16 protein-coding genes and 3 tRNA genes are annotated in these 21,180 nt (G+C 69.8%); 12 read left to right on the top strand and 7 right to left on the bottom strand.

The features are described from left to right. Positions 1 to 52 precede the first annotated feature (52 nt). Positions 53 to 1,474, bottom strand: coding sequence for a mechanosensitive ion channel family protein (locus tag BKH33_RS07310; RefSeq protein WP_003783357.1), 1,422 nt, complete (start codon positions 1,472 to 1,474; stop codon positions 53 to 55). A gap of 169 nt (positions 1,475 to 1,643) precedes the next feature. On the opposite strand from BKH33_RS07310, the gene BKH33_RS07315 reads away from it, so the two are divergent. Both BKH33_RS07315 and BKH33_RS07320 read left to right on the top strand, forming a co-directional pair. Then, entirely contained in the window at positions 1,644 to 1,973 is a 330-nt protein-coding gene (locus BKH33_RS07315) for a PadR family transcriptional regulator (RefSeq protein ID WP_003783351.1), read from the top strand. After that, positions 1,973 to 2,506 carry a permease prefix domain 1-containing protein gene (locus tag BKH33_RS07320; RefSeq protein ID WP_003783346.1) on the top strand — a complete coding sequence of 178 codons (534 nt, stop codon included), beginning with the start codon at positions 1,973 to 1,975 and terminating at the stop codon, positions 2,504 to 2,506. The genes BKH33_RS07315 and BKH33_RS07320 overlap by 1 nt, the downstream gene beginning before the upstream one ends. 131 nt (positions 2,507 to 2,637) lie before the next feature. Here the strand turns inward: BKH33_RS07320 and acs are convergent, their stop codons facing one another. From acs to BKH33_RS07340, 4 genes are all read right to left on the bottom strand, one after another. Next, a complete protein-coding gene (gene acs / locus BKH33_RS07325; RefSeq protein ID WP_003783349.1) occupies positions 2,638 to 4,566 on the bottom strand; it encodes an acetate--CoA ligase in 1,929 nt (642 codons plus the stop codon). A gap of 366 nt (positions 4,567 to 4,932) precedes the next feature. Next, a tRNA-Phe gene (locus BKH33_RS07330) sits at positions 4,933 to 5,005 on the bottom strand. A gap of 48 nt (positions 5,006 to 5,053) precedes the next feature. Next, positions 5,054 to 5,127 (bottom strand) — tRNA-Asp (locus BKH33_RS07335). A gap of 38 nt (positions 5,128 to 5,165) precedes the next feature. Beyond that, positions 5,166 to 5,238, bottom strand: a tRNA-Glu gene (locus tag BKH33_RS07340). 225 nt (positions 5,239 to 5,463) lie between these two features. On the opposite strand from BKH33_RS07340, the gene BKH33_RS07345 reads away from it, so the two are divergent. Then, complete coding sequence (locus BKH33_RS07345) at positions 5,464 to 5,838, top strand: metallopeptidase family protein (protein WP_003783363.1); 375 nt, start codon at positions 5,464 to 5,466, stop codon at positions 5,836 to 5,838. 69 nt (positions 5,839 to 5,907) lie between these two features. Further along, entirely contained in the window at positions 5,908 to 7,233 is a 1,326-nt protein-coding gene (locus BKH33_RS07350; protein WP_003783369.1) for a glycoside hydrolase family 3 N-terminal domain-containing protein, read from the top strand. A 36-nt stretch (positions 7,234 to 7,269) separates the two neighbouring features. Here BKH33_RS07350 and BKH33_RS07355 read toward each other — a convergent pair whose 3' ends face one another. Continuing rightward, a complete protein-coding gene (locus BKH33_RS07355; RefSeq protein WP_003781442.1) occupies positions 7,270 to 9,579 on the bottom strand; it encodes a variant leucine-rich repeat-containing protein in 2,310 nt (769 codons plus the stop codon). A gap of 285 nt (positions 9,580 to 9,864) precedes the next feature. On the opposite strand from BKH33_RS07355, the gene BKH33_RS07360 reads away from it, so the two are divergent. The 8 genes from BKH33_RS07360 to BKH33_RS07395 all read left to right on the top strand — a co-directional run bounded on the left by BKH33_RS07360 (position 9,865) and on the right by BKH33_RS07395 (position 19,627). Then, entirely contained in the window at positions 9,865 to 10,680 is an 816-nt protein-coding gene (locus BKH33_RS07360) for an ABC transporter ATP-binding protein (RefSeq protein WP_100219012.1), read from the top strand. A 3-nt stretch (positions 10,681 to 10,683) separates the two neighbouring features. Continuing rightward, entirely contained in the window at positions 10,684 to 13,266 is a 2,583-nt protein-coding gene (locus tag BKH33_RS07365; protein ID WP_003781451.1) for an ABC transporter permease, read from the top strand. Between the two features lie 365 nt (positions 13,267 to 13,631). Next, positions 13,632 to 15,500, top strand: coding sequence for an ABC transporter ATP-binding protein (locus BKH33_RS07370; protein WP_003781446.1), 1,869 nt, complete (start codon positions 13,632 to 13,634; stop codon positions 15,498 to 15,500). Further along, complete coding sequence (locus BKH33_RS07375) at positions 15,500 to 17,236, top strand: ABC transporter ATP-binding protein (protein WP_003781459.1); 1,737 nt, start codon at positions 15,500 to 15,502, stop codon at positions 17,234 to 17,236. The genes BKH33_RS07370 and BKH33_RS07375 overlap by 1 nt, the downstream gene beginning before the upstream one ends. Positions 17,237 to 17,450: 214 nt before the next feature. After that, positions 17,451 to 17,936, top strand: coding sequence for a phage holin family protein (locus BKH33_RS07380; RefSeq protein ID WP_003781447.1), 486 nt, complete (start codon positions 17,451 to 17,453; stop codon positions 17,934 to 17,936). Then, positions 17,933 to 18,409: a DUF3618 domain-containing protein gene (locus BKH33_RS07385; protein WP_003781462.1), complete on the top strand. Its 477-nt coding sequence runs from the start codon at positions 17,933 to 17,935 to the stop codon at positions 18,407 to 18,409. Before BKH33_RS07380 ends, BKH33_RS07385 begins: the two co-directional genes overlap by 4 nt. Next, positions 18,406 to 18,852 carry a DUF3618 domain-containing protein gene (locus tag BKH33_RS07390; RefSeq protein WP_076142672.1) on the top strand — a complete coding sequence of 149 codons (447 nt, stop codon included), beginning with the start codon at positions 18,406 to 18,408 and terminating at the stop codon, positions 18,850 to 18,852. The genes BKH33_RS07385 and BKH33_RS07390 overlap by 4 nt, the downstream gene beginning before the upstream one ends. A gap of 571 nt (positions 18,853 to 19,423) precedes the next feature. After that, a complete protein-coding gene (locus BKH33_RS07395; RefSeq protein WP_003781441.1) occupies positions 19,424 to 19,627 on the top strand; it encodes a DUF3073 domain-containing protein in 204 nt (67 codons plus the stop codon). Positions 19,628 to 19,933: 306 nt separating this feature from the next. On the opposite strand, the gene purM is transcribed toward BKH33_RS07395, so the two are convergent. Continuing rightward, positions 19,934 to 21,079, bottom strand: a complete 1,146-nt coding sequence (gene purM, locus BKH33_RS07400; RefSeq protein ID WP_003781438.1) for a phosphoribosylformylglycinamidine cyclo-ligase — start codon at positions 21,077 to 21,079, stop codon at positions 19,934 to 19,936. Positions 21,080 to 21,180 lie beyond the last annotated feature (101 nt).

Consider the following 21,180-nt stretch of genomic DNA (forward strand, 5'->3'; position numbering starts at 1 on the left):
AAAACGCACCAATCCGCTCAGGTGCCGGCAACGTAGCACGCCCCGGCCCGACTCACCGAGGGCCCAGGCCCCCGCGCCGGGCGCGGTGCAGCAGGGAGCGGCCCATGGCACGCCCCAGCGTGACGGCGCGCCTGGCCCCTAGGCCGTGCGCCGCGGTCTCCCCTGCGGCCTCGGTGGCCGTATCGTCGTCACCGGCCACCGTCTTGATGGCAGTGTCGGCCTCGGCCTTCTGCTTGGCGACGATCTCCTCGGCCGCACGGGCGACCTCCTCCGGGCCGAGGTCCTGGGTGACCTCGACCTGCTCGACCTCCACCCGCGTGCGCGGCAGGGCGTAGGGGGCCTCGCGCTGCAGCCAGGCGACCAGTTCCTCGCGCACATAGGACTTGAGGGTGCCGACGTCGCCCGGGTTGGCTCCAGTGAGGACCACGCGTACGGTGACGTGGTCGCCGACGGCGTCGGAGACCTCGAGAGAGGCCTGGCGCCCGTCCCAGACCGTGGAGGCGGCCACGAGCCGGGCCAGCTCGGCGCGCAGCGCGGCGACGGGCACGCGCCAGTCCAGCTCGAGGGTGAAGGTGCCGGTGCTCTGGGAGCCGCCGCGCGTCCAGTTGGCGAAGGGGTTCTCGGTGAAGTGGGTCGAGGGCAGGATGAGGCGCCGCTCGTCCCAGGTGCGCATGACCACGTAGGTCAGGGTGATCTCCTCAATGGTGCCCTGCTCGTTGTCGACGACGACGACATCGTCCACGCGAATGGCGTCGGTGGTGGCCAGCTGGAGGCCGGCGAAGACGTTGCCGAGCATGGAGCGTGCGGCCATACCGGCGATGACGGAGGCCAGACCGGCCGAGGCGAGCAGGGAGCCCATGGCCAGCTGGACGCTGGGGAAGGTCATGATGGCGCTGACGAGCCCGGCGATGACGATGACCACCTGGGCGACGCGCCGGATGATCTGGCTCTGGGTGGTCACGCGGTTGGCGCGCCCCTGGTTCTCGCTGGCCTGCACCCCTTTGACGACGGTGGACTCGATGGCCTTGGCGAAGGCGACGACGAGCCAGGTCACCGAGAAGATGAGCGCGATGGTCACCCCCCGCTCGATGACGACCATCGTCGTCGAGTCCTCCTTGGTCTGCCGCAGCCCGGTCAGAGCGATCTGGGTGCCCAGGAAGGCCCCGGTCATGGCACCGACGGCGTAGGCGGGGCGGCGCCCGAAGTCCACGATCTCGCGGTACAGGAGGCGGCGCCTGCCCATGAAGCTGAGGATCGACATGAGCACGACGGCGACCAGGATGCCGATGGCGGCGCCGACACCGGCCTGCAGGCCGATGGCGGCGAGGTCGTTCGTCGTCTTGGAGACCACCTCGACCGTCTGGTCGACGTTCAGGGACGGTATGCCCGTGGGACCGGGGGTGGGCGTGGGAGTCGGGGTCGCCGAAGGATCCGCGCTGGGGGACGCGGGTGGAGTGGTGGCTGCGAAGAGCATGGGACCAGCGTAGGCAGCGGGGCTGTACCCCGGCTGTGACGAACGGCCACGAGTGACGATGAAGTCCCCCGCCCAAATTCCATTTGACGTACTACGCGTGCCGTAGTACGTTAGATGCACACAAGGACCTCAGGGTCACCCTCACAGCAAGCCAAGGAAGGAGGGTCACATGATCAGCGCAGATGCCATTCGCGGCTACATCGACCTCATCGTGCTGTCCCTGCTGAAGCGGCAACCGTCCTACGCCTACGATCTCGCCAAGACCATCACCGAGGTCTCCGACGGCGAGTACACCATCAAGCAGACCACCCTCTACACCGCCCTCAAGCGCCTGGAGTCCACCGGCCTGGCCGCCTCCTACGCAGGAGTGTCCGAGTCCGGCAAGTCCCGCACCTACTACCGCCTCACCTCCGAGGGCACCGCCCACCTGACCACCAAGGTCTCCGAGTGGGAGGACACCAAGACCCTCGTCGACCGCTTCGCGAAAGGAACCCACTGATGGACACCATCGAGACCTTCCTCGACAACATGTTCGCCCCCTACCCGGCCACGCCGCGCCTGACCGAGGCCCGCAGCGAGCTGCGCGCCATGATGGAGGACGCCTACAACGACGCCATCGCCCAGGGCAAGACCCACAACGAGGCGGTCGGTCAGGTCATCACCGACTTCGGCAACCTTCAGGAGCTGGCCCCGACGCTGGGCATCGCGGCCGACATCCAGCCCGGCGGTGCTCCGCAGGCCGCTCCCGCAGCCGGCGCCCCGACCGAGCCCAGTCGGCCCGCCGGCCCCGCGCCCACGCCCGTCAGCCCCAGCAACTACACCGCCTGGCAGCACAATGAGCAGGACGGGGACAAGGACGACCCCTTCATCAGCTTCGTGGCCAGCATCTACTGGCCGGCCACGGTGATCATCTACCTGCTGTGGAGCTTCGTCTTCGACGCCTGGGACATCTCATGGATCATCTGGCCGGTCGCCGCCATCGCCTTCGGGATCTTCGCCACCGGCCACGCCTATCGGCGCAGTCGGAAGTGAAGACTCTCCCCCCCCCACCTCAGCCGGGGCTCGCCCAGGCGTGAACGAGGGCCCGGGACCCGTCAGGTCCCGGGCCCTCACGGCGGCTCCGGCCGGGCCCCGGATCAGGGGCCCGGCCGGGGCCGAGGCGCTCACTCCTCGGCGAGGGTGGAGAGGTCTCCCTCGTCCTGCCCCAGCGCCCGGGCCCGCAGCACCCGGCGCAGGATCTTGCCCGAACGGGTCTTGGGCAGCGACTCGGGGAAGCAGAAGGACTCCGGCTTGGCGATCGGCGACAGGGTCGCCGCCACGTGCTGGCGCAGCTCGGCCTCGAGCTCACGCGAGGGCTCGACCCCGGTGGCCAGGACGACGGCGACGTGAACGGAGTGCCCCTTGACCTCGTGGGGCAGCCCGACGGCGGCGGCCTCGGTCACCGCGGAGTGGGAGACGAGCGCCGACTCGACCTCGGCCGTACCCAGACGGTGGCCGGAGACCTTGATGACGTCGTCGGTGCGCCCAATGATCCAGAACCAGCCGTCGGCGTCGCGCTTGGCCGAGTCCCCGGTCAGGTACAGGCCCGGGTACTTGCTCCAATAGGTGTCCACGTAGCGCTGCGGGTCACGGAAGAGAGTGCGCATCATCGAGGGCCAGGGCCGCTTGAGGACGAGGTTCCCCTCAACGCCGTCGGGGACCTCCCGGCCCTCCTCGTCGACGACGGCCGCCTCCTGGCCGAACACCGGCCGGCCGGCCGCGCCGGGCTTCTGAGGCATGGAGGGGACCGTCGTGATCTGGAACATGCCGGTCTCGGTCTGCCACCAGGTGTCGATGATCGGGCAGCGGTCGGCGCCGACGACGTGGTGGAACCAGCGCCACGCCTCGGGGTTGAGGGGCTCGCCGACGCTGCCCAGCAGCCGCAGGCTGGACAGGTCGTGGCGCCGCACCCAGGCCTCGCCGAAGCGCATGAGTGTGCGGATGGCCGTGGGGGCGGTGTAGAAGGCGTTGATGCCGTAGCGCTCAATGAGGTTCCACCAGCGGTCCGGGTAGGGGAAGGTCGGGTTTCCCTCGTACATGAAGACGGTGGCGCCGTTGAGCAGGGGGCCGTAGACGAGGTAGCTGTGGCCGGTGATCCAGCCCGGGTCGGAGGTGCACCACCAGCGGTCGGCGTCATGGACGTCGAAGCAGTCGTGGAGGGTGACGTAGGTGCCCACCTGGTAGCCGCCGTGAGAGTGCAGGATCGCCTTGGGCTTTCCGGTGGACCCGGAGGTGTAGAGGATGAACAGGGGGTCCTCGGCGTCGACCTGCACGGTCTCGCAGCGGCCCTGGGCGATTGGGAGCTTGCACAGCTCGTGGTACCAGTGGTCGCGGATGGGGTCCATGACAGCCTCGGTGGCGGTGTTGCGCACGACGATGACGTTCTGGACGGTGGGCGAGAAGCGCACCGCGTCGTCGACGATCTTCTTCAAGGGGAAGACCTTGCCGTTGATCCACGAGCCGTCGGCAGTGATGACGACCTTGGACTCCGAGTCGTCGATGCGCGCGCTCAGGGCGTCGGAGGAGTAGCCAGCGAAGACCACCGAGTGGATGGCCCCGAGCTTGGCGCAGGCGAGCATGGCGAAGAAGATCTCGGGGATGCGGGGCAGGTAGATCGTCACGACGTCACCCTTGCCCACACCCATGGCCTTGAGGACGTTGGCCATCCTCTCGACCTCCCGGCCCAGGTCGAAGTAGGAGAAGGTACGCACCTGCTCGACATCCTCACCCACCCAGATGAGGGCGAGCTTGTTGCGGTGGGAGTTGGTCAGGTGCCGGTCGACGGCGTTGGAGACGATATTCGTCCTAGCACCGACGAACCAACGGTAGAAAGGGGCCCCGGACTCGTCGAGCACCGTGTCCCAGGGCCTGGACCACTCCAGCTCGCCGGCGCGCTCGGCCCAGTAGCCCTCCAGGTCCGCGGCGGCCCGCTCCTCCAGAGCGCGCCAGTCGCCGACCCAGGCGTTCGCGACGACCTCGGGGTCGGGATGGATGGTCTCCTCCGGCTCCTCCATCGGCTCGCCCGGGGGCTGAGTCACGGTCCTTGAGATCATGGCGTCCTCCTTGCGCAGTATGAATATGGCGCCGTCACGCGGCGAGGGGTGTCTGGAGGCGTGCGGGCCGCGTAGAGTACGGGCTCTTGGCACTCACGAACGTGGCGTCGCACACATGCAGGGCTGCCATCATCCACTATGAAGGCCTGCTTGGCGACCGATATGGCGAGGGAATCCCGCAGGCGACCCGCAGAAGAGGCCTGGCGCGCTCGGGCGTGCCCGCCCCGACGCACGCACGTGACCACACCCCATGCGTCTGACGACCGCTCCGGCGCATCAGGAGGCGGACCTGCAGCACAGACCCAGACGGAGCGCGCGCAGACAGAGCGAAGGCCCGGAACCTTGTGGGTTCCGGGCCTTTCGCGGTGGCTCCGACCGGCGTCGATCCGGTGACCTTTCGATTTTCAGTCGAACGCTCTACCAACTGAGCTACAGAGCCTTGGGATGGAATCGGTCCGACCATTTCTGATCGGACCGATCCTTTCCGCGACCTCGACGGGACTTGAACCCGCGACCTCCGCCGTGACAGGGCGGCGCGCTAACCAACTGCGCCACGAGGCCAGTGTGAATTCACTGTGTTATTCACTTGTGCGAATCCGTACCCCCAACGGGATTCGAACCCGTGCTACCGCCGTGAAAGGGCGGGGTCCTAGGCCGCTAGACGATGGGGGCCAGGGGCCTTCGACGTCGTCGCGCCTCGAACCGGGATGAACACTAAGGGGACAGTCTTCCGCAGCGCAAATCCCGACGACGTGACCCTCCTCACCGCTCGGTTTCCGGCGAGATTCCGGGCATCCAGGACAGTCGAGTCGGAGGCCGCCGGTCTGGCAGGCTGGCCCCGTGAGCCACGCGCACCAGCAGGGGGCGGAACAGCCCCGGGTACAGCCCTCGGGGCGGATGACGGATCAGGAGTTCGAGGACGTCGTCGGCGACGCCCTGGACCAGATCCCGGAGGACCTGGCCGAGGCGATGGACAACGTCGTCGTCCTCGTCCAGGACGAGCCCGACCCGGAGATGCTCACCGAGGAGGACTACGACGAGACCGGCCGCCCCACGCTCCTGGGACTGTACGACGGCGTCCCTCTCACCGAGCGCGACGAGGGCTGGACCATGGTGCTGCCCGATCGCGTCCTCATCTTCCGCGGGCCGCTGGAGCGCTGGTGCACCGACCGCGAGGAGCTCGTGGAGGAGATCACGGTCACCGTCATCCATGAGATCGCCCACCACTTCGGCATCCCCGACGAGCGCCTCCACGAACTGGGCTGGGCGTAGCCCCGGGAACAGTCCCGGAACAGACCGGATGACTCATTACCTCGCAAGCACCCAGGGACCTGCCTTAGTGTGGCCGGCATGAATGACCGTCATCGGCCTGCCGCTCCGGGTGCCGGGGAGCCTCCCAGCCCCATCGCCCCGAGTGAGTTCCCGCAGCACCACGTGAGTCGGCGGCCAGTACTTCTGGCGCTCCTCGGGGCTGGTTCCCTGGCGGGGTGCTCCCTCATCCCCGGCTCCTCGTCGGCCGGAGGATCCTCCTCCAGCCCGCAGCCCACCACCCCGGCGCCGGCATCGCCCAGCGCCGCCCCCTCGCACACCGCGGCCGCGAGCGCGACGCCGTCGGCCACAGCGACGGCCACCGGCGGAGCGCTGGAGGGCTGGAGCCTGGAGGAGAAGGTCGGCCAGCTCATGATGGTCGGGGTGGACGCCACCGCCCCCAAGCAGTCCTCCGACGAGGCCGTCGACACCCACCATGTCGGCAACATCTTCATTGCCGGCCGCACCACGGCTGGCAGCCAGGCGACCCAGAAGGTCATCGGCTCGTTCACAGGCAGGGTCGGCTCGGCCACCACCCACAACACCCCGATGCTCGTGGCCACCGACCAGGAGGGCGGCGAGGTCCAGGTCCTGTCCGGCTCGGGCTTCTCCGACATCCCCTCGGCGATGGACCAGTCGACCCAGCCGCGCGATCAGCTGGAGGCCGCGGCGCGCACCTGGGGCAAGGAGCTGGCCGACGTCGGTGTCAACATGAACCTGGCCCCGGTCGTCGACCTGGTCGACATCGACCGACCGACCACCAATGAGCCCATCGGCCACTGGGGGCGCGAGTACGGCCACGACGCCACCACCGTCTCCTCCCAGGCCGGCGCCTTCGCCGCGGGGATGCAGGCCTCGAAAGTCATCCCCACCTACAAGCACTTCCCGGGCCTGGGGCGGGTCACGGCCAACACGGACACCTCCGCCGACGTCGTCGACCGCACCACGGGCCGCCTGCCCGACGCTGCCGTCAGCGTCTTCGCCTCCGCCATCGCCGCCGGCGCGCAGGTCATCATGGTCTCCTCGGCCACCTACGCGCTCATTGACGCCTCGGCGCCGGCCGTCTTCTCCTCGAAGATCGTCACCGACATGCTGCGCACGGAGATGGGTTTCTCCGGGGTGGTCATCACCGACGACGTCTCCGCCGCCGTCCAGGTCCAGGGCGTGGCCGCGGGCGATCGGGCCGTGCAGGCGATCCGGGCCGGCTGCGACATCGTGCTGGCCTCGGCGGAGCCGGCTGTGGCCGCCGACATGGTCAAGGCCCTCATCGCCGCCGCCCAGTCCGACCCCGCCTTCGCGGCGCGGGTGGACGAGTCGGCCGCACGGGTGCTGGCCCTCAAGGGCAGTCTCCAGTCCTGAAGCGCGCCGGCCCGGCCGGCCCCGCAGGGCGGAGCCTCAGCGGGACTTGGTGGTGCCCTGCGGCGATCCGCTGGACTCCATGCGCTTGGCCAGGCAGTGCTCGGCGTCGTAGCCCTGGGAGTCGCACCAGGCGTTGGCCTCGTCGGCGGTCGCGTAGAGCTCGCCGGACAGGGTCACCCACCAACCACCGACGTCGAACACCGACCACTCGCTGGTGTTGACGATCACGGCATTCGGGTTGGCCTGCCGCGTCTTGAGGAACTCGGCGAGGATCGAGCGGTTGGTCCATGTCTGCCCGTCGGCGACCAGGTCCACCTGCTTGGAGGACAGCTGCGGGGTCCACTTGCCCAGGAACTTACTCATGACGGCGGAGCGGTCGTGCTTGGCCTGCCACTGCAGGGCGTCGCCGGCGGCCTGCTCGTCCTGCTCCTGCTGGTTCGCGTTGGAGTTCGAGGACGAGGCCATCGTCATCGGGGAGTTCGTCGAGCTCTTCGAGGTGACGCTGGACTGCGAGCCGCGGTCGAAAGAGGGCTTGACCGTGAGGGTCTTGAGGTCGAGGTCCTTGGCGGTGCGGAAGTAGTGCTGCTCACCGAAGCGCAGCGTCACCGCCCGTCCGCCGTTGGGGATGATGAGCGGATCGCTGGAGAGGTCGAAGGTTCCCGAGGCCACGAGGTGGTCGACGTCGGCACCGCCGGTCGGGCTCGCGGAGCTGTAGATGAGGACCTGGTTGGACGATCCGCCGAGGAAGTCGCCCTCGGCGCAGGAGGTCGTCACATTGCCCTGGACATTCAGCTCACCCTGGCCGTCCTCCACCGAGGTGATGGTGAAGGTCGGCATGCTGGAGCAGGCCTTGACCGCCCCCGAGGGCAGGGCCGTCGCGGTTGACGTGGCGGCAGCGTCGGCCTGACCGTTGTTCTGGTTGCCGCCCTCGCCGGCCTTGTCCTGGGAGGTGGAGTCGTCGTCCTTGTCCTTGCTGGAGAAGTAGTTGCCGGCCCATACGCCGCCTCCGCCGGCGATGATGAGGAGGAGAACCACGATGATCGCCACCAGGCGCCCGGTGCCGGATCTCGAGGGCTGCTTCTGCTGCTGGGGCGGCGGCATCTGGGCCGCCATCTGGGCCCCGAACATGTCCTGCTCCACCGCCGGCTGCGCGGCGGAGAAGCCCGACGGCGCCCCGCTGGGGGTCTCCGCCCAGGCGGCAATGTCCTCGGCCGACGGTGGCGGTGCCACCGGAAGAGCCACCGAATCGGCCGAGCCCGCCGCAGAAGCAACCGAGCCGGCCGCCGGGGCCGCGGACTGCGCCGAGGTCATCGCCTCGGCCGAGCCGACCTCGGGCCACTGAGACGCGGAGGCGAAGACCGCCGGGGCCTCAACCTCTGGGATGTCCTCGGTCTGACCCTCATCAGCCGCGGGGACGGGCTCAGTCTGACTGTCGTCAACCTCTGGGATGTCCTCGGTCCGGCCCTCATCAGCCGCGACCGACTCATCCCCGGAGTCGTCAGCCGGCTCGCCGGCTGCTGAGTCCTCGACGGCCTGATCACCCGGACCCGACTCGTCCTCGAAGGACTCGTCCGCCTCCGCTTCCTCATCGGCCGTGCCGGCACCATCATCGTCGGAGTCCGCAGCCTCGTCGTCCTCGGTCGGCTCCGCCGTCAGATCGGTGGCCGGCTCATCGGAGCCTTCATCATCCGGCTCATCGGGGCCCGGGTCCTCAGCCGCTTCGGCGTCCTCCTCGGCCTCCTTGCCCTCCTCGGCCTCCCTAGTCTCCTGCTCGTCATCGGCCTCGCCAGGACCGTCATCAGCGGTGCCCACGGCCTCGTCAGTGACAGCCTCAGTGACATCCTCGGTGACATCCTCGGTGACGTCTGCATCCTCTGCGGTCTCAGTGGCAGTCTCACCGCCCTCAGCCGCTTCGGCCTCGTCCTCGTCCACCGGCGTGGGATCGTCCTCAGCCGGCTCGGTCTCCTCGGAGGCCTGCGGCGCCTCGGTCTGCTCCTGACTCTGCTCCGCGTCCGTCTGCTTCTCTTCAGCCGGCTCCGCCTCCGCCGGGGCCTCCTGGGCGGTAGCGGGCTCCGCGACGGGCTCGCCGCCCGCGGTACCGGCAGCAGCAGACTCCGCGTCGTCGGTCAGGAAGCCACGTGCCCGGAGGTTGGCGAGCACCTCGACGTTCCCGGTGCTGGCCAGCCAGCCGAGCAGGTCGGGGTAGGCCGCCGGGTTGGTCGACAACGGAGCCCACAGGTCTGGCCGGCTCTGCGCGATCGCGGCCTGCAGGGCCTGATCCGGAGTCTGGGCGGCAACCGCCGCGTCGGCCTGGTGAGCCGCCATCATGAGCTGAACCGGATCCATGCAGAGCCCTTCCGGGAGAACGTATGGGTGACCTCGACTGATCAGGCTCGTCACAACCCGTCCCGGGTCCTTCAAAGGCGCCGATCAGCCTTGATGGTAGTCACGAATCGGCCACGAGGGTCAAGAAACGATGTCGGCCGAGGAAATCCGCCGCCCAGTCACGGGCACGTACCCTCGTCTCAGGGGAGTCCCCTACCGCAGATCAGGGTCGTTCGGCCATACGGCCAGGGGCTTGTCCTCCGTCAGGAGGATTCGACCGATCCATGCCACTGTCAGACTGAACCTATGAGTAGTTCCGTTCCTGTACCAGCAGCCCCTTCCGTCCTCGCTCCTCACCGCCCCGTCGACAACCCGGTGGTCTCCGCCCGCAGCCTCACCAAGGTCTACGGCCGCGGCTCGGGAGCCGTCAAAGCACTCGACGCCGTCAACGTCGACATCGCCCGAGCCCGCTTCACCGCGATCATGGGCCCCTCCGGCTCCGGCAAGTCCACCCTCATGCACTGCCTGGCGGGCCTGGACTCGGTGACCTCCGGGGAGATCATGCTCGACGGAGACATGGTCTCCTCCATGAGCCAGCGTCGCCTCACCCGTCTGCGCCGCGAGCGCATCGGCTTCATCTTCCAGTCATTCAACCTGGTCCCCACGCTCTCAGCCTCAGAGAACATCACCCTGCCCCTGGACATCGCCCGCAAGAAGGTCAACCGGCAGCGCTTCGACCAGGTGGTCGACGCCGTCGGCCTCAAGGACCGCCTGTCCCACCGGCCCGCCGAGCTCTCCGGCGGCCAGGTCCAGCGCGTGGCCTGCGCCCGAGCGCTCGTGGGCGAGCCGGCAGTCGTCTTCGCCGACGAGCCCACCGGCAACCTCGATTCCCACTCCACCGAGCAGGTCCTGGAGATCCTGCGCCGCAGCGTCAACGACCTGGGGCAGTCAGTGGTCATGGTGACCCACGAGCCGGAGGCGGCCGCCTGGGCGGACACCGTCATCTTCCTGCGCGACGGGCACGTCGTGGCCGAGCTGGCCGACCCCAACCGCGACCGGGTCCTGGACGCCCTGCGCGAGCTGAGCGAGGCCGACTCCGCGCCCGCCACCAAGGGGGCCTGAGCCGTGAACCGAGTCGCCTGGCGCTCCGTACGCGCCCATGCCAAGCAGTTCTTCCTCACCACCTTCGCGGTCGTCCTGGGGGTGGCATTCCTGTCGGGCACGCTGGCCCTGCGCGCCTCCATGTCGGAGACCTTCTCCAAGCTGACCTCCTCCACCATCACCTCGGACCTGTACGTCGAGGGCGCCAAGATCGCCTCCGACGGCAACAACGGCTCCTCCGACTCCACGCAGACCCAGCCCATTGACAGCTCCCTGGCCGATCAGATCAAGCAGATCGACGGCGTCGAGGCCGCCAAGCCCGACGCCCAGACGACCGGGGTCCTCGTGGGCGCCAACGACACCCCGGTCTCGAACATGGGAGCACCCACGCTCTTCCTGCCGCTGTACGACAAGGAGCCGGGCCGGACCTGGGCCCAGGGTCACATGCCCCAGGGCGGGGGCGAGATCGCCCTGGAGTCCGGGGCCCTGAAGAACTCCGGACTCAAGGTCGGGGACAAGACGCACATCGTCATCCAGGGTCAGCCCACCGAGGTCACCGTGGTCGGTGAGTTCCACTTCGAGTCCTCCATGGCCAGCGCGACGGTCGTGGGAATGGACCCGGACTGGCTCATGCCCATCGCCGCCCCGGACGGGAAGGTCTCCAACATCACGATCGACCTTGCTAAAGGAGCCTCGCTGGACACAGTCAAGTCCGAGGTCACCAAGGTCGTTCCCGACGACGCTCAGGTGAAGACTCGCGCCGAGCTCATCAAGGAGCAGAACAAGACCATCGAGTCCCAGCTGGGCTTCGTTCAGACCTTCCTCATGGTCTTCGTCGTCGTCGCCATGTTCGTGGGCTCCTTCATCATCATGAACTCCTTCGCGATGAGTGTGCGCCAGCGGGTCAAGGAGTTCGCCCTCCTGCGGGCGGTGGGCGCATCGCCCGGATCGGTGTTCGGCATCGTGTTCCTCCAGGCGGTCGTCATCGGGATCGTCGGCTCCGCCCTGGGCGTGGCCGCAGGGGCCGGGCTCCTGGCCGGACTGGCCAAGCTGCTGGACAACATGGGCATGCCGCTGCTGGAGGGCACCGGCCTGACCGCGCCGATCATCGTGATCTCACTGGTGGTGGGACTGGCCGTCACCATCATCGGCGCCCTGCTACCGGCGCGTGAGGCCGCCCTGACCCACCCGGTCGAGGCGATGCGCGGGGTCTCGGGCTCTCGGGAGAAGTCGCTGGTGCTGCGCACGATCATCGGCGGGCTGCTGCTGGCAGCCGGAGCGGCCGCGGTCGCCGCCGCCTGGGTGAACGAGAACTTGGAGCAGCGCCAGCTCATCATGGGCCTGGGTGCGGGAGGAGTGGTCCTGGGACTGCTCATCGTCTCCCCGACCCTGGCGCGCCCGGTGGTCGCCGTCCTGGGACTGCCATTCCGCATGCTGCGGCCGTCTGGACGCCTGGCATTGCGCAACATCGTCCACAACCCGCGCCGCACGGCCAACACCTCCGGCGCCCTCATGGTGGGCATGGCCCTGGTGTGCGCCGGCGCCACACTGGCCGCCTCCTTCAGCGCCTCGACCGCCGACGAGATCGACAGGTCCCTCAAGGCCGACTTCTTGGTCCAGCCCGCAACAATGAGCAGCTCGAACACCAAGCTCTCCAGCGAGAAGGCCAAGGAGCTCGCCGCGATCGACGGCGTCAAGGAGACCTCCTCCTACACCCTCTACGTCAACGCCGTCACCAAACCCGATGGCTCTCAGAATCCTGCGGCGACATCCCTCGTCATCGACCCCGCCACCTACTCCAGTGCCTACGACATACGGGTGACCTCCGGATCGTTGAGCGACCTCGATGCCACGCATGTGGCGGTCAACAAGACCGAGAACCTCAAGATGGGCGACAAGGTCACCCTCACCGGCCCGAACGGGAGCGTGGAGGCAACGGTCGGCGCCATCGTCGACCCGAAGGGAATCGGCGGCACCTACTTCTACTCCCCCAAGGTGGCGGCGGCGGTGGGGTCCTGGACCTCACCGGGGACCAGCACCGACCCGGACCACGTCCTGGACGCACCCTTGGGCATGCTCCTCACCCTGGAGGACGGTGCGAACCTCGACACCGTGCGCCACAAGGCGGAGGACATCGTGGCTGACACCTACCAGTACTCGGTGAACGACGCCAGCCAGCTCTCCGACAAGGTCGGCCAGCGGGTCAATCAGATGCTCGCCGTCCTCTACGGGCTGCTCGGGCTGAGCATCGTCATCGCCATCCTGGGCATCGTCAACACTCTGGTGCTCTCAGTCTCGGAGCGCACCCGGGAGATCGGGCTCATGCGCGCCGTCGGACTGGGCAAGACCCAGCTGTCCGGCGAGATCATCACCGAGTCCGTCCTCACCTCCCTGTACGGCACTGTGCTGGGCGGGGCGACCGGAGTGGTCTTGGCAGCGGCGCTCAAGAAGATCCTGGAGGACCAGGGGCTCACGTCTCTGAGCGTCCCCTGGGGCCAGATGGTGGGCATGCTCGCGCTCTCCGTGGTGGTCGGCATTGTCGCGGCCCTGTGGCCGGCGCTGCGGGCCTCCCGGCTCCCGGTCCTGGATGCCATCGCCACCGAGTGAGCACTGAGCAGACGGTAGGTGGGAGCGCGGTCCGCCGGCTCCGCCCGGCACCGTCCACACATCTGCTGGCGCCTCACGGCGGCAGCCGGCGGGGCTGAATCATCCAGCCGGCACTGGAACAGTGACGGACCCGCTGACGCCGGCGCCCCGGCCCGATCCCCCGACGGGGGCGGACCGGGGCGCCGGTGTGTGCCTGGTCCATCTGAAACCCGCCCCGAGCCGCACTCACCGGATATTCCCACGCCCGATATCTTCCTTATCACCGGCTCTCCCCCCTGCCGCGCCTGTTTCAGCTCCGATAGCCTCGGTCGATCATGCCCGAACCGTCCTCCCCGTCGTCCCGGACCGTCCTGTCACCTGCGTCCATGTCCCCCGACACCGCGCTGCCCCAGCCCCCGTCCTTCGGGGCCGGGGCGCTTTTGCGCTGGCTGCTGCGCCGCGCCGCCGTCCCGGTCACCCTGGCAACCCTGGCGGCCTGCACCTCCAACATCATCCAGGCGATCGTGCCGGCCTTCCTGGGCCAGGCCCTCGACGCCGGGATCGAGAACGGCCTCAATGCCCGTATCTGGGGGATCGGCGCGCTGCTGCTGGTGCTGTTCGTCGTCTACGCCGTCGGCGACACGATGCTGTCCTACTTCGGGGTCCAGGCCTGGATGCGCACCGCCTTCGACGTCGACCGGCTCGTGGGCCGCCAGGTCTCGGCCACGGGGGCGGACCTGTCCCGGCAGGTCTCCACCGGCGAGGTCGCCACCATCATCGCCTCCGACGCCGACTACCTGGGCAAGCTCATCCAGCACCTGCCGGCCCTGCTGGGGGCCGCGGCCAGCTTCATCGTCGTCGCCGTCCTCATGCTCCGCACCTCGGTGAGTCTGGGACTGGTGGTCATCCTGGGCATGCCGCTGGTCGCGGCGATCGTCACCCTGGTCATCCGGCCGCTGCAGAAGCGCCAGGCCGTCCAGCGCGAGGCCCAGTCCGCGGTCACCACGATCACCACCGACACGGTGGCGGGCCTGCGGATCCTGCGGGGCATCGGTGGGGAGGACGTCTTCGCCCGCCGCTACCGGGACGCCTCCCAGGAGCTGCGGCGCCGCGGCGTCGAGGTGGCCTCCTCCCAGGCCACCCTCATGACCCTCCAGGTCCTGCTGCCCGGGCTCTTCGCCGCGATCGTCGTGTGGGTCGCGGCCCGGATGGCGGTGGCAGGCAGCCTCTCCCCCGGCGGGCTCATCACCTTCTACGGCTACACCGCCTACCTGTCCTGGCCACTGTGGGTCTTCACCAACTCCGTGCAGGACTACACCCGAGCCGTCGTGGGCGCCCGGCGCCTGAGCCGTCTGCTTGAGGTGACGCCCGCCGCCGGCAGCCTCGTGGAGCGCCTCGACCTGGACCCCGCCGCCGCCCACCCCGTCAGCGGCGACCTCGTGGACACCGGAAGCGACCTGCGCCTGGAGGAGGGCCGGATGACGGCCCTCGTGTGCCCGGACCCGGAGGTCTCCGCCGAGCTGGCCACCCGCCTGGGCCGCTTCACCGACTCCGGGCCCACCGTGACCCTGGCGGGCCGGCCGCTGACCACCATGCCCCTGGACCAGGTGCGGGCCAGTATCGTCGTCGCCGGGGCGACCGCCCAGCTCTTCACCGGGACCCTGCGCGAGGCCCTCGACGTGCGCGGCGGTCCCGACCCGCAGCCGGCGGGCCTGACGGATCTCGTGCGCGCCGAGTCCGAGCGCACCACCGGGGCCGACGTCGACCAGCAGGTCCGCGCCCAGGAGCGCGATATGCCCGGCGACGACCGGCTGCTGGAGGCCATTGAGATCGCCGACGCCGGCGACGTTCTCACCTCCCTCAGCGAGGGCCTGGCCGGGATGATCACTGAGAAGGGGCGGTCCCTGTCCGGCGGGCAGCGCCAGCGCGTGGCCCTGGCCCGGGCCCTGCTCACCGAGGCTCCCACGCTCGTGCTCATCGAGCCGACCTCCGCCCTGGACTCCCACACCGAGGCCCGGGTGGCCGCCCAGGTGCACCGGGCCCGCGCCGGGCGCACGACCGTCGTCGTCACCGCCTCGCCGCTGGTCCTGGAGGCCTGCGACGAGGTCATCCTCCTCGACTCCGGCGGCACCGAGCTCCTGCACTCCACGCACCGCGAGCTCATGACGATGGCCCGTTCCGGTGACGCGCAGGCGGCCGACTACCGCGCCGTCGTCTCCCGGGCCATGGGCGAGGACGCGGAGGTGAGCTGCTGATGGCGCTTCCCGTCGCACCCGGGCCCGTCGCCCTGCGCAAGACCTTCCGGATCATGGCCTCCTACCGGGGGCACTTCGCCGTCGTCCTGGCCCTCCAGATCACGGCGGTCCTGGCCACGCTCGTGGCCCCGCAGCTGCTGGGGCGGCTGGTCGGGCGGGTCTCGGCCGGGCGGGCCAACGCCGGCTATGTCGACCGGATCGTGCTGACCATCATCGCGGTCTCGCTCGTGGGCGCGCTCATCAACCGCTTCGCCCAGAAGTACGCCCGGACCCTGGGTGAGTCGGTCTTCGCGGACCTGCGCGAGCGCATGATGAACCGGGTGGTGCACCTGCCGCTGAGCGCCGTGGAGTCCGCCGGCACCGGCGACCTCGTGGGCCGCACCACCACCGACGTCTCCCGCATCGAGTTCCTCGTCCGGGTGGGGATCCCACAGATCCTCGTGTGCGTGGTGACGATCGTCTTCACCCTCCTGGCCGCGGCCTTCGCCGACCCCCTCCTGGCGCTCGGGCTGCTCATCATCGCCCCGCCGGTGTGGTCGATGATGCACTGGTACCTGCCGATCTCCATCCCCGCCTACCGGGCCGAGTCGGCCGCCCAGGCCCGCCTCAACGGCGTGGTCTCCGAGACGGTCGAGCACGCCGAGACCGTGGACGCGCTGGGCATCGGTGCGCGCCGCGAGCGGGCCATCATGGCCTCCATCAAGGAGGCCTGGTCCCTGGAGCGCTACACGGCCATGCTGCGGGTGCGCCTGTTCATGGTGCTCGACGTCGCCTGGCGGGCGCCCGTCGTCGTCATCCTCCTGTGGGGCGGGTTCCTGGCCTCCCGCGGCTACGCGACCCTGGGGGCGATCACCACCGTCGCCCTCTACTCGATGGAGCTGCGCAAGCCGGTGGGGCAGCTCATGTTCTGGATCGACCAGGTCCAGATCGCCCAGGCCTCCCTGTCCCGGATCCTGGGCGTTGAGGAGGTGCCCGACGACCGCACCCCGACCGGCGAGGAGCCCGAGGGCACGCGGATCGTGCTTAACGACGTGCGTTTCTCCTACCGGGAGGGCGTCGAGGTGCTCCACGGGATCGACCTGGAGCTCGTGCCCGGGGAGCGGCTGGCCGTCGTCGGGCCCTCGGGCTCCGGGAAGTCCACGCTGGGGCGGATGCTGGCGGGCATCAACCCGCCCACCTCCGGGCGCGTGAGCGTGGGCGGGGTGGCGCTGACGGACCTCACCGAGGACGAGCTGCGCCGCCACGTGGCCCTGGTGACCCAGGAGCACCACGTGTTCGTCGGGTCCGTGGCGGACAACGTGCGCCTGGGGCGTCCGGGCGCCTCGGATGAGACGATCCGCGAGGCGATCGAGGCCATCGGGGCCGACGCCTGGGTGGACGAGCTGCCCGAGGGGATGGACACGATGGTCGGCTCCGGGCACCTGAACCTCACCCCGGCCCAGGCCCAGGAGGTGGCGCTGGCCCGACTCGTGCTACTGGACCCGCACACGCTCATCCTGGATGAGGCCACCTCGCTGCTGGACCCGCGCGCCGCGCGGACCCTGGAGCGGACCCTGTCCACGGCGCTGGCCGGGCGCACCGTCATCGAGGTGGCCCACCGTCTCTACACGGCCGCCGACGCCGACCGGGTCGCCGTCGTCATGGACGGGCGGATCGTCGAGCTCGGCACCCACGACGAGCTCGTGGCCCTCGGCGGGGAGTACGCGAGCCTGTGGCAGGCATGGAACCAGGAGTAGCGGTCCGGGTCCGAGCGCTCGCCCTCGTAGATCGCCGGTGGCGAAAGCCGGGCCCCATATCCCTAACCTACAAACCCGCCCAGGCCTGCGTTGTTCCACGATGGCGCGCGCTGTGAGATTCTTGGGTCGGCGGGTCGTCCCACTGTCGCGATCCCGCCGCCTCGCAGTCAGTCGACTGCACCCAACGCTGCACCTCACACAAGAAGGTCCGTTCATGCCCAACAACCAGCCACCTCCCCCGCCGTCGCAGGCGACGCCGTCGGCCTCCACCACGCCTCCTCGGGGGACCAACGGGTCCCAGCCCACGCTCGGTGAGCTCATCGCCCGTATCTCGGAGAACATCTCGGCGCTGGTGCGAGGTGAGATCGATCTGGCCAAGGCCAAGGGCCAGCGCATGGCCAAGGAGATGGGCCTGGGAGCCGGGCTGCTCGGCGCCGCCGGGGTTCTGGCCCTGTTCATCTTCGGGCTGCTGCTCGGGGCGATGACGGCGGCGCTGTCCAACGTCATGCCGCTGTGGGCGGCCTTCCTCGTGGTGGCACTGATCCTCACGGTGATCGCCGTGCCGATGGCCCTGATCGGTATCAAGCGGCTCAAGGCCGCCAAGGCGGACACACCCACGCCGCAGGAGGGTCTGATGGAGTCGGTCAACGCCGTCAAGGGCGCCGTCGCCTCCGGCCTGGAGAGGGGGAACGCCCAGTGAGCACCCACACCGCACCCACGCCCGCGTCCGCTGCGCAGGCCGCGCCGTCGGCCGATGCCGTGCTGTCCGACATGGCGGCCCGGCGCCTGGCGCTGGCCGCCGACGTCGACGAGCTCGCCGCCCGCCTGGCGCCGCACAACCTGGCCAAGGTCGCCAAGCTCAAGGCCCGCGAGCAGGTCCAGGACCTGCGCAGCCAGGCCGTCAGCAAGGTCGAGGAAAGGGTCGGGCAGGTCAAGAGCCGTCTGACCTCGCTGGTCGGCGGTGGCACCGACCCCAACGGCGGTGTCGACTCCTACGAACCCGGCACGCTGACCCTCGGCCAGCGCGTCACCCGCCTGTTCGATGACGCCCGCGACGGCGACCCCGCCTCGCTGGGGATCGTCACGGCGGCGGGGCTCGCCCTGGCGGGTCTGAGTGTGACGGCGACCGTCGCCGCGGTCAAGGTTTTCCGTGCTCGGGCGGGCCGGGCATGACCAGCGGTCAGGAGGCAGGCGCGTCCGGCGCCGATGGCGCCGGGGCTGCCGGCTCCGGGTCGTTGAGCCCCGAGCAGATCGAGGAGCGGCTGCGCGCCCAGCGCGCGGCCCTGGCGGCGAGCGTCGATGAGTTCGCATCCCGGGTCGACCCGCGCACGCAGGCGAGGGAGGCCGGGGAGCATCTGCGCGAGCAGGCGAGTGCCCGGGCCGACCACCTGCGTGAGCAGGCCGTCGCCGGGGCCGGCCGGTTGCGTGAGCAAGCAGAGGCCAGCGCCGGCCGACTGCGCGAGGAGGCCCGCCGGTGGACCGAGCAGGCAGAAGAGACCTGGGAGCGCGCCAAGCAGGGCGACTCCGAGGCGACCTCCACGCTCGCCAAGGCGGCCGCCGTCGCCGGAGGCGTGGTGACCGCCGGCATCGTCCTGTCCCGCCTCGTCCGTCGCTGACACCGACGGCTCCCGAGCCCGCCGAGCGCCAGGCTCCACCCACCCGCCGGACCGCACGTCGTTCCCAGCGGCCACACCGGCCACCTGTCGAGGACGCACCATAAGCCTCGAGAACTGCGCCCCCGGGATCAGTTCTCAGCACTTAAGGTGCGTCCTCTTCCTGTCGTGCGTCCTCGCGGTTCGGCCAGCCAGGCCACCCACACGTCCGTCAGGCCCGCCACGTACGCCCCAGGCGAAGCGCTGCCACCCGCTCGCCCCATATCCTCCCCCGCCCCCTCCCAGGGGCCTTCGAGGCCGCTACGCCGGGCACCCCAGCCTCTCAGGAGGGGTTTCGGGCTGATCTTGGGCAAAACCCGCAGGAGCACTGAACAAATTCCCAAAATCAACCGAGCAACCCCTGAGAGCCATGTGGGCCTGACGTCCTGCATGTGGGGTGTGCGTCACCACGACTCTCATCCGGTGTCCGAATGGTGTTCGCGCGCATTGACGTTGTACGGTTGGCCCACGACATATTTGACCAGGAAGAGCGCGCCCACGTGCGCGCCGTGACACGTTGGAGGGGGTCGAGCCTATGGGGCGCGGCCGTCAGAAGGCCAAGGCAACCAAGGTTGCCCGTAAGCTCAAGTACTTCAGCCCGGAGACCGATTACAAGGCTCTGGAGCGGGAGCTCGTCTCAGCGTCCTCGGGATCCGAGCCTGATGACGAGATCGACTACGAGGAACTGGCCGCCAAGTATGCCGTCGACGACGACGACTGGGACGAGGGCGGCAAGTAGCCCCACCCCCAGTCTAGGAGGGCCGGAGGGACGCACCTACCGGCCCTTCAGCGCGCCTACCAGCGCGTGAGTCGAGGCTGTCGGCAGCCATCCGTGTCACTCTCGGCGACTCTTCACTCCTGCCCCGATTCGCCTGCGTCGCATCGACCCAGGTCAGGGCGGTGCTGCCCTGGCGCCCCGCTCCGGAACCGACCCAGTCGGGATTGAATAGTCGCCAAGCGTGACACTTCGTGGCGTCAGGCCCCCGTCGGACGCATTCCGCATCCGGCGGGGGCCTCGCTGCTCGCGCTTACGGCACCCCGCCTCTCAGGAGGTCCGGTAGGCGCCGTGGATGTCGACAGCGCCCCCGTCGACGCCCTTGGTGCCGGAGACGACGCGGTCCTGCGCCTCGTACGTCCTGGCCTCATGCACCTCGCCGAGCACCCAGGCGGGGATATCGGATCCCTCGGCCACCCGCAGAATAGCGTCGACCGCGCTGGGGTCGACGACGGCAACCATCCCCACGCCGAGGTTGAGCGTGCCCTCGAGGTCCTCCCACGGCACCGAGCCGAGCTCGCGCACGGTGGAGAAGACCGGCGGCACCGTCCAGGAGGCCCGGTCGACGTCGGCGATGAGCCCGGCTGGCAGGACCCGGGCGACGTTGGCGGCCAGTCCCCCGCCGGTGATGTGGGACAGGGCGTGGACCGGCCCCGGGGCGGCCGGCGAGGACAGGGTCTCCAGCATGGCCAGGCACACGCGGGTGTAGAGGCGCGTGGGCTCGAGCAGCTCCTGGCCCAGGGTGCGCCCGAACTCGGGAACCTCGCGCTCCAGGTCCCAGCCGGCGTGCTCGATGACCCGGCGCACCAGGGAGTAGCCGTTGGAGTGCAGGCCGGAGGAGCCCAGGGCGACCAGGACGTCTCCGGCGTGCACCTTCTCCGCACCGAGCATCCGGTCGGCCTCGACGACCCCGGTGGCGGCACCCGCGACGTCGTACTCGTCGGGGGCCATGAGGCCGGGGTGCTCGGCGGTCTCCCCACCCAGCAGCGGGGTTCCGACGGCGGCGCAGGCCTGGGCAACGCCGCGCACGATGTCCGCGATCCGCTCAGGGACCACGTGCCCGCAGGCGATGTAGTCGGTCATGAGCAGGGGCCGGGCCCCGACCACGACGATGTCGTCGACGACCATGCCCACCAGGTCCTGGCCGATGGTGTCGTGGATGTCGAGGGCCTGGGCGATGGCAACTTTGGTCCCCACACCATCGGTGGAGGTGGCCAGCAGCGGGCGGCGGTAGTCGCGCAGGGCAGAGACGTCCACGAGCCCGGCGAAGCCCCCGACGCCGCCGACGACGGCCGGGGTCATGGTGGCGGCCACCGCGTCCTTCATGAGCGCGACGGCCCGGTCCCCGGCGGCGGTGTCGACGCCGGCGGCGGCGTAGGTGATTCCCGGGGCGGACTGCTCGGGCTGCTGGGTCATGTGGTGGCTCCTTGAGGACTCGGGTCGGAAGGTGCGGTGGTGGACGGTGGCGAGGTTGGAGCAGGTAACTGGCACAGGTCCCCGGCGGCTGACCGGGGCCG

It is taken from the genome of Actinomyces naeslundii, from assembly GCF_001956585.1.
In the GTDB taxonomy this organism is placed as follows: Bacteria; Actinomycetota; Actinomycetes; order Actinomycetales; family Actinomycetaceae; genus Actinomyces; species Actinomyces naeslundii.

Bases quoted from the DNA above. Each gene is read 5' to 3' on its own strand.
- BKH33_RS07315 (WP_003783351.1), top strand. From the start codon at position 1,644: ATGATCAGCGCAGATGCCATTCGCGGCTACATCGACCTCATCGTGCTG.
- BKH33_RS07375 (WP_003781459.1), top strand. From the start codon at position 15,500: ATGGCGCTTCCCGTCGCACCCGGGCCCGTCGCCCTGCGCAAGACCTTC.
- BKH33_RS07320 (WP_003783346.1), top strand. From the start codon at position 1,973: ATGGACACCATCGAGACCTTCCTCGACAACATGTTCGCCCCCTACCCG.
- BKH33_RS07360 (WP_100219012.1), top strand. From the start codon at position 9,865: ATGAGTAGTTCCGTTCCTGTACCAGCAGCCCCTTCCGTCCTCGCTCCT.
- purM (WP_003781438.1), bottom strand. From the start codon at position 21,079: ATGACCCAGCAGCCCGAGCAGTCCGCCCCGGGAATCACCTACGCCGCC.
- BKH33_RS07380 (WP_003781447.1), top strand. From the start codon at position 17,451: ATGCCCAACAACCAGCCACCTCCCCCGCCGTCGCAGGCGACGCCGTCG.
- BKH33_RS07310 (WP_003783357.1), bottom strand. From the start codon at position 1,474: ATGCTCTTCGCAGCCACCACTCCACCCGCGTCCCCCAGCGCGGATCCT.
- BKH33_RS07370 (WP_003781446.1), top strand. From the start codon at position 13,632: ATGTCCCCCGACACCGCGCTGCCCCAGCCCCCGTCCTTCGGGGCCGGG.
- BKH33_RS07355 (WP_003781442.1), bottom strand. From the start codon at position 9,579: ATGGATCCGGTTCAGCTCATGATGGCGGCTCACCAGGCCGACGCGGCG.
- acs (WP_003783349.1), bottom strand. From the start codon at position 4,566: ATGATCTCAAGGACCGTGACTCAGCCCCCGGGCGAGCCGATGGAGGAG.
- BKH33_RS07395 (WP_003781441.1), top strand. From the start codon at position 19,424: ATGGGGCGCGGCCGTCAGAAGGCCAAGGCAACCAAGGTTGCCCGTAAG.
- BKH33_RS07345 (WP_003783363.1), top strand. From the start codon at position 5,464: ATGACGGATCAGGAGTTCGAGGACGTCGTCGGCGACGCCCTGGACCAG.
- BKH33_RS07390 (WP_076142672.1), top strand. From the start codon at position 18,406: ATGACCAGCGGTCAGGAGGCAGGCGCGTCCGGCGCCGATGGCGCCGGG.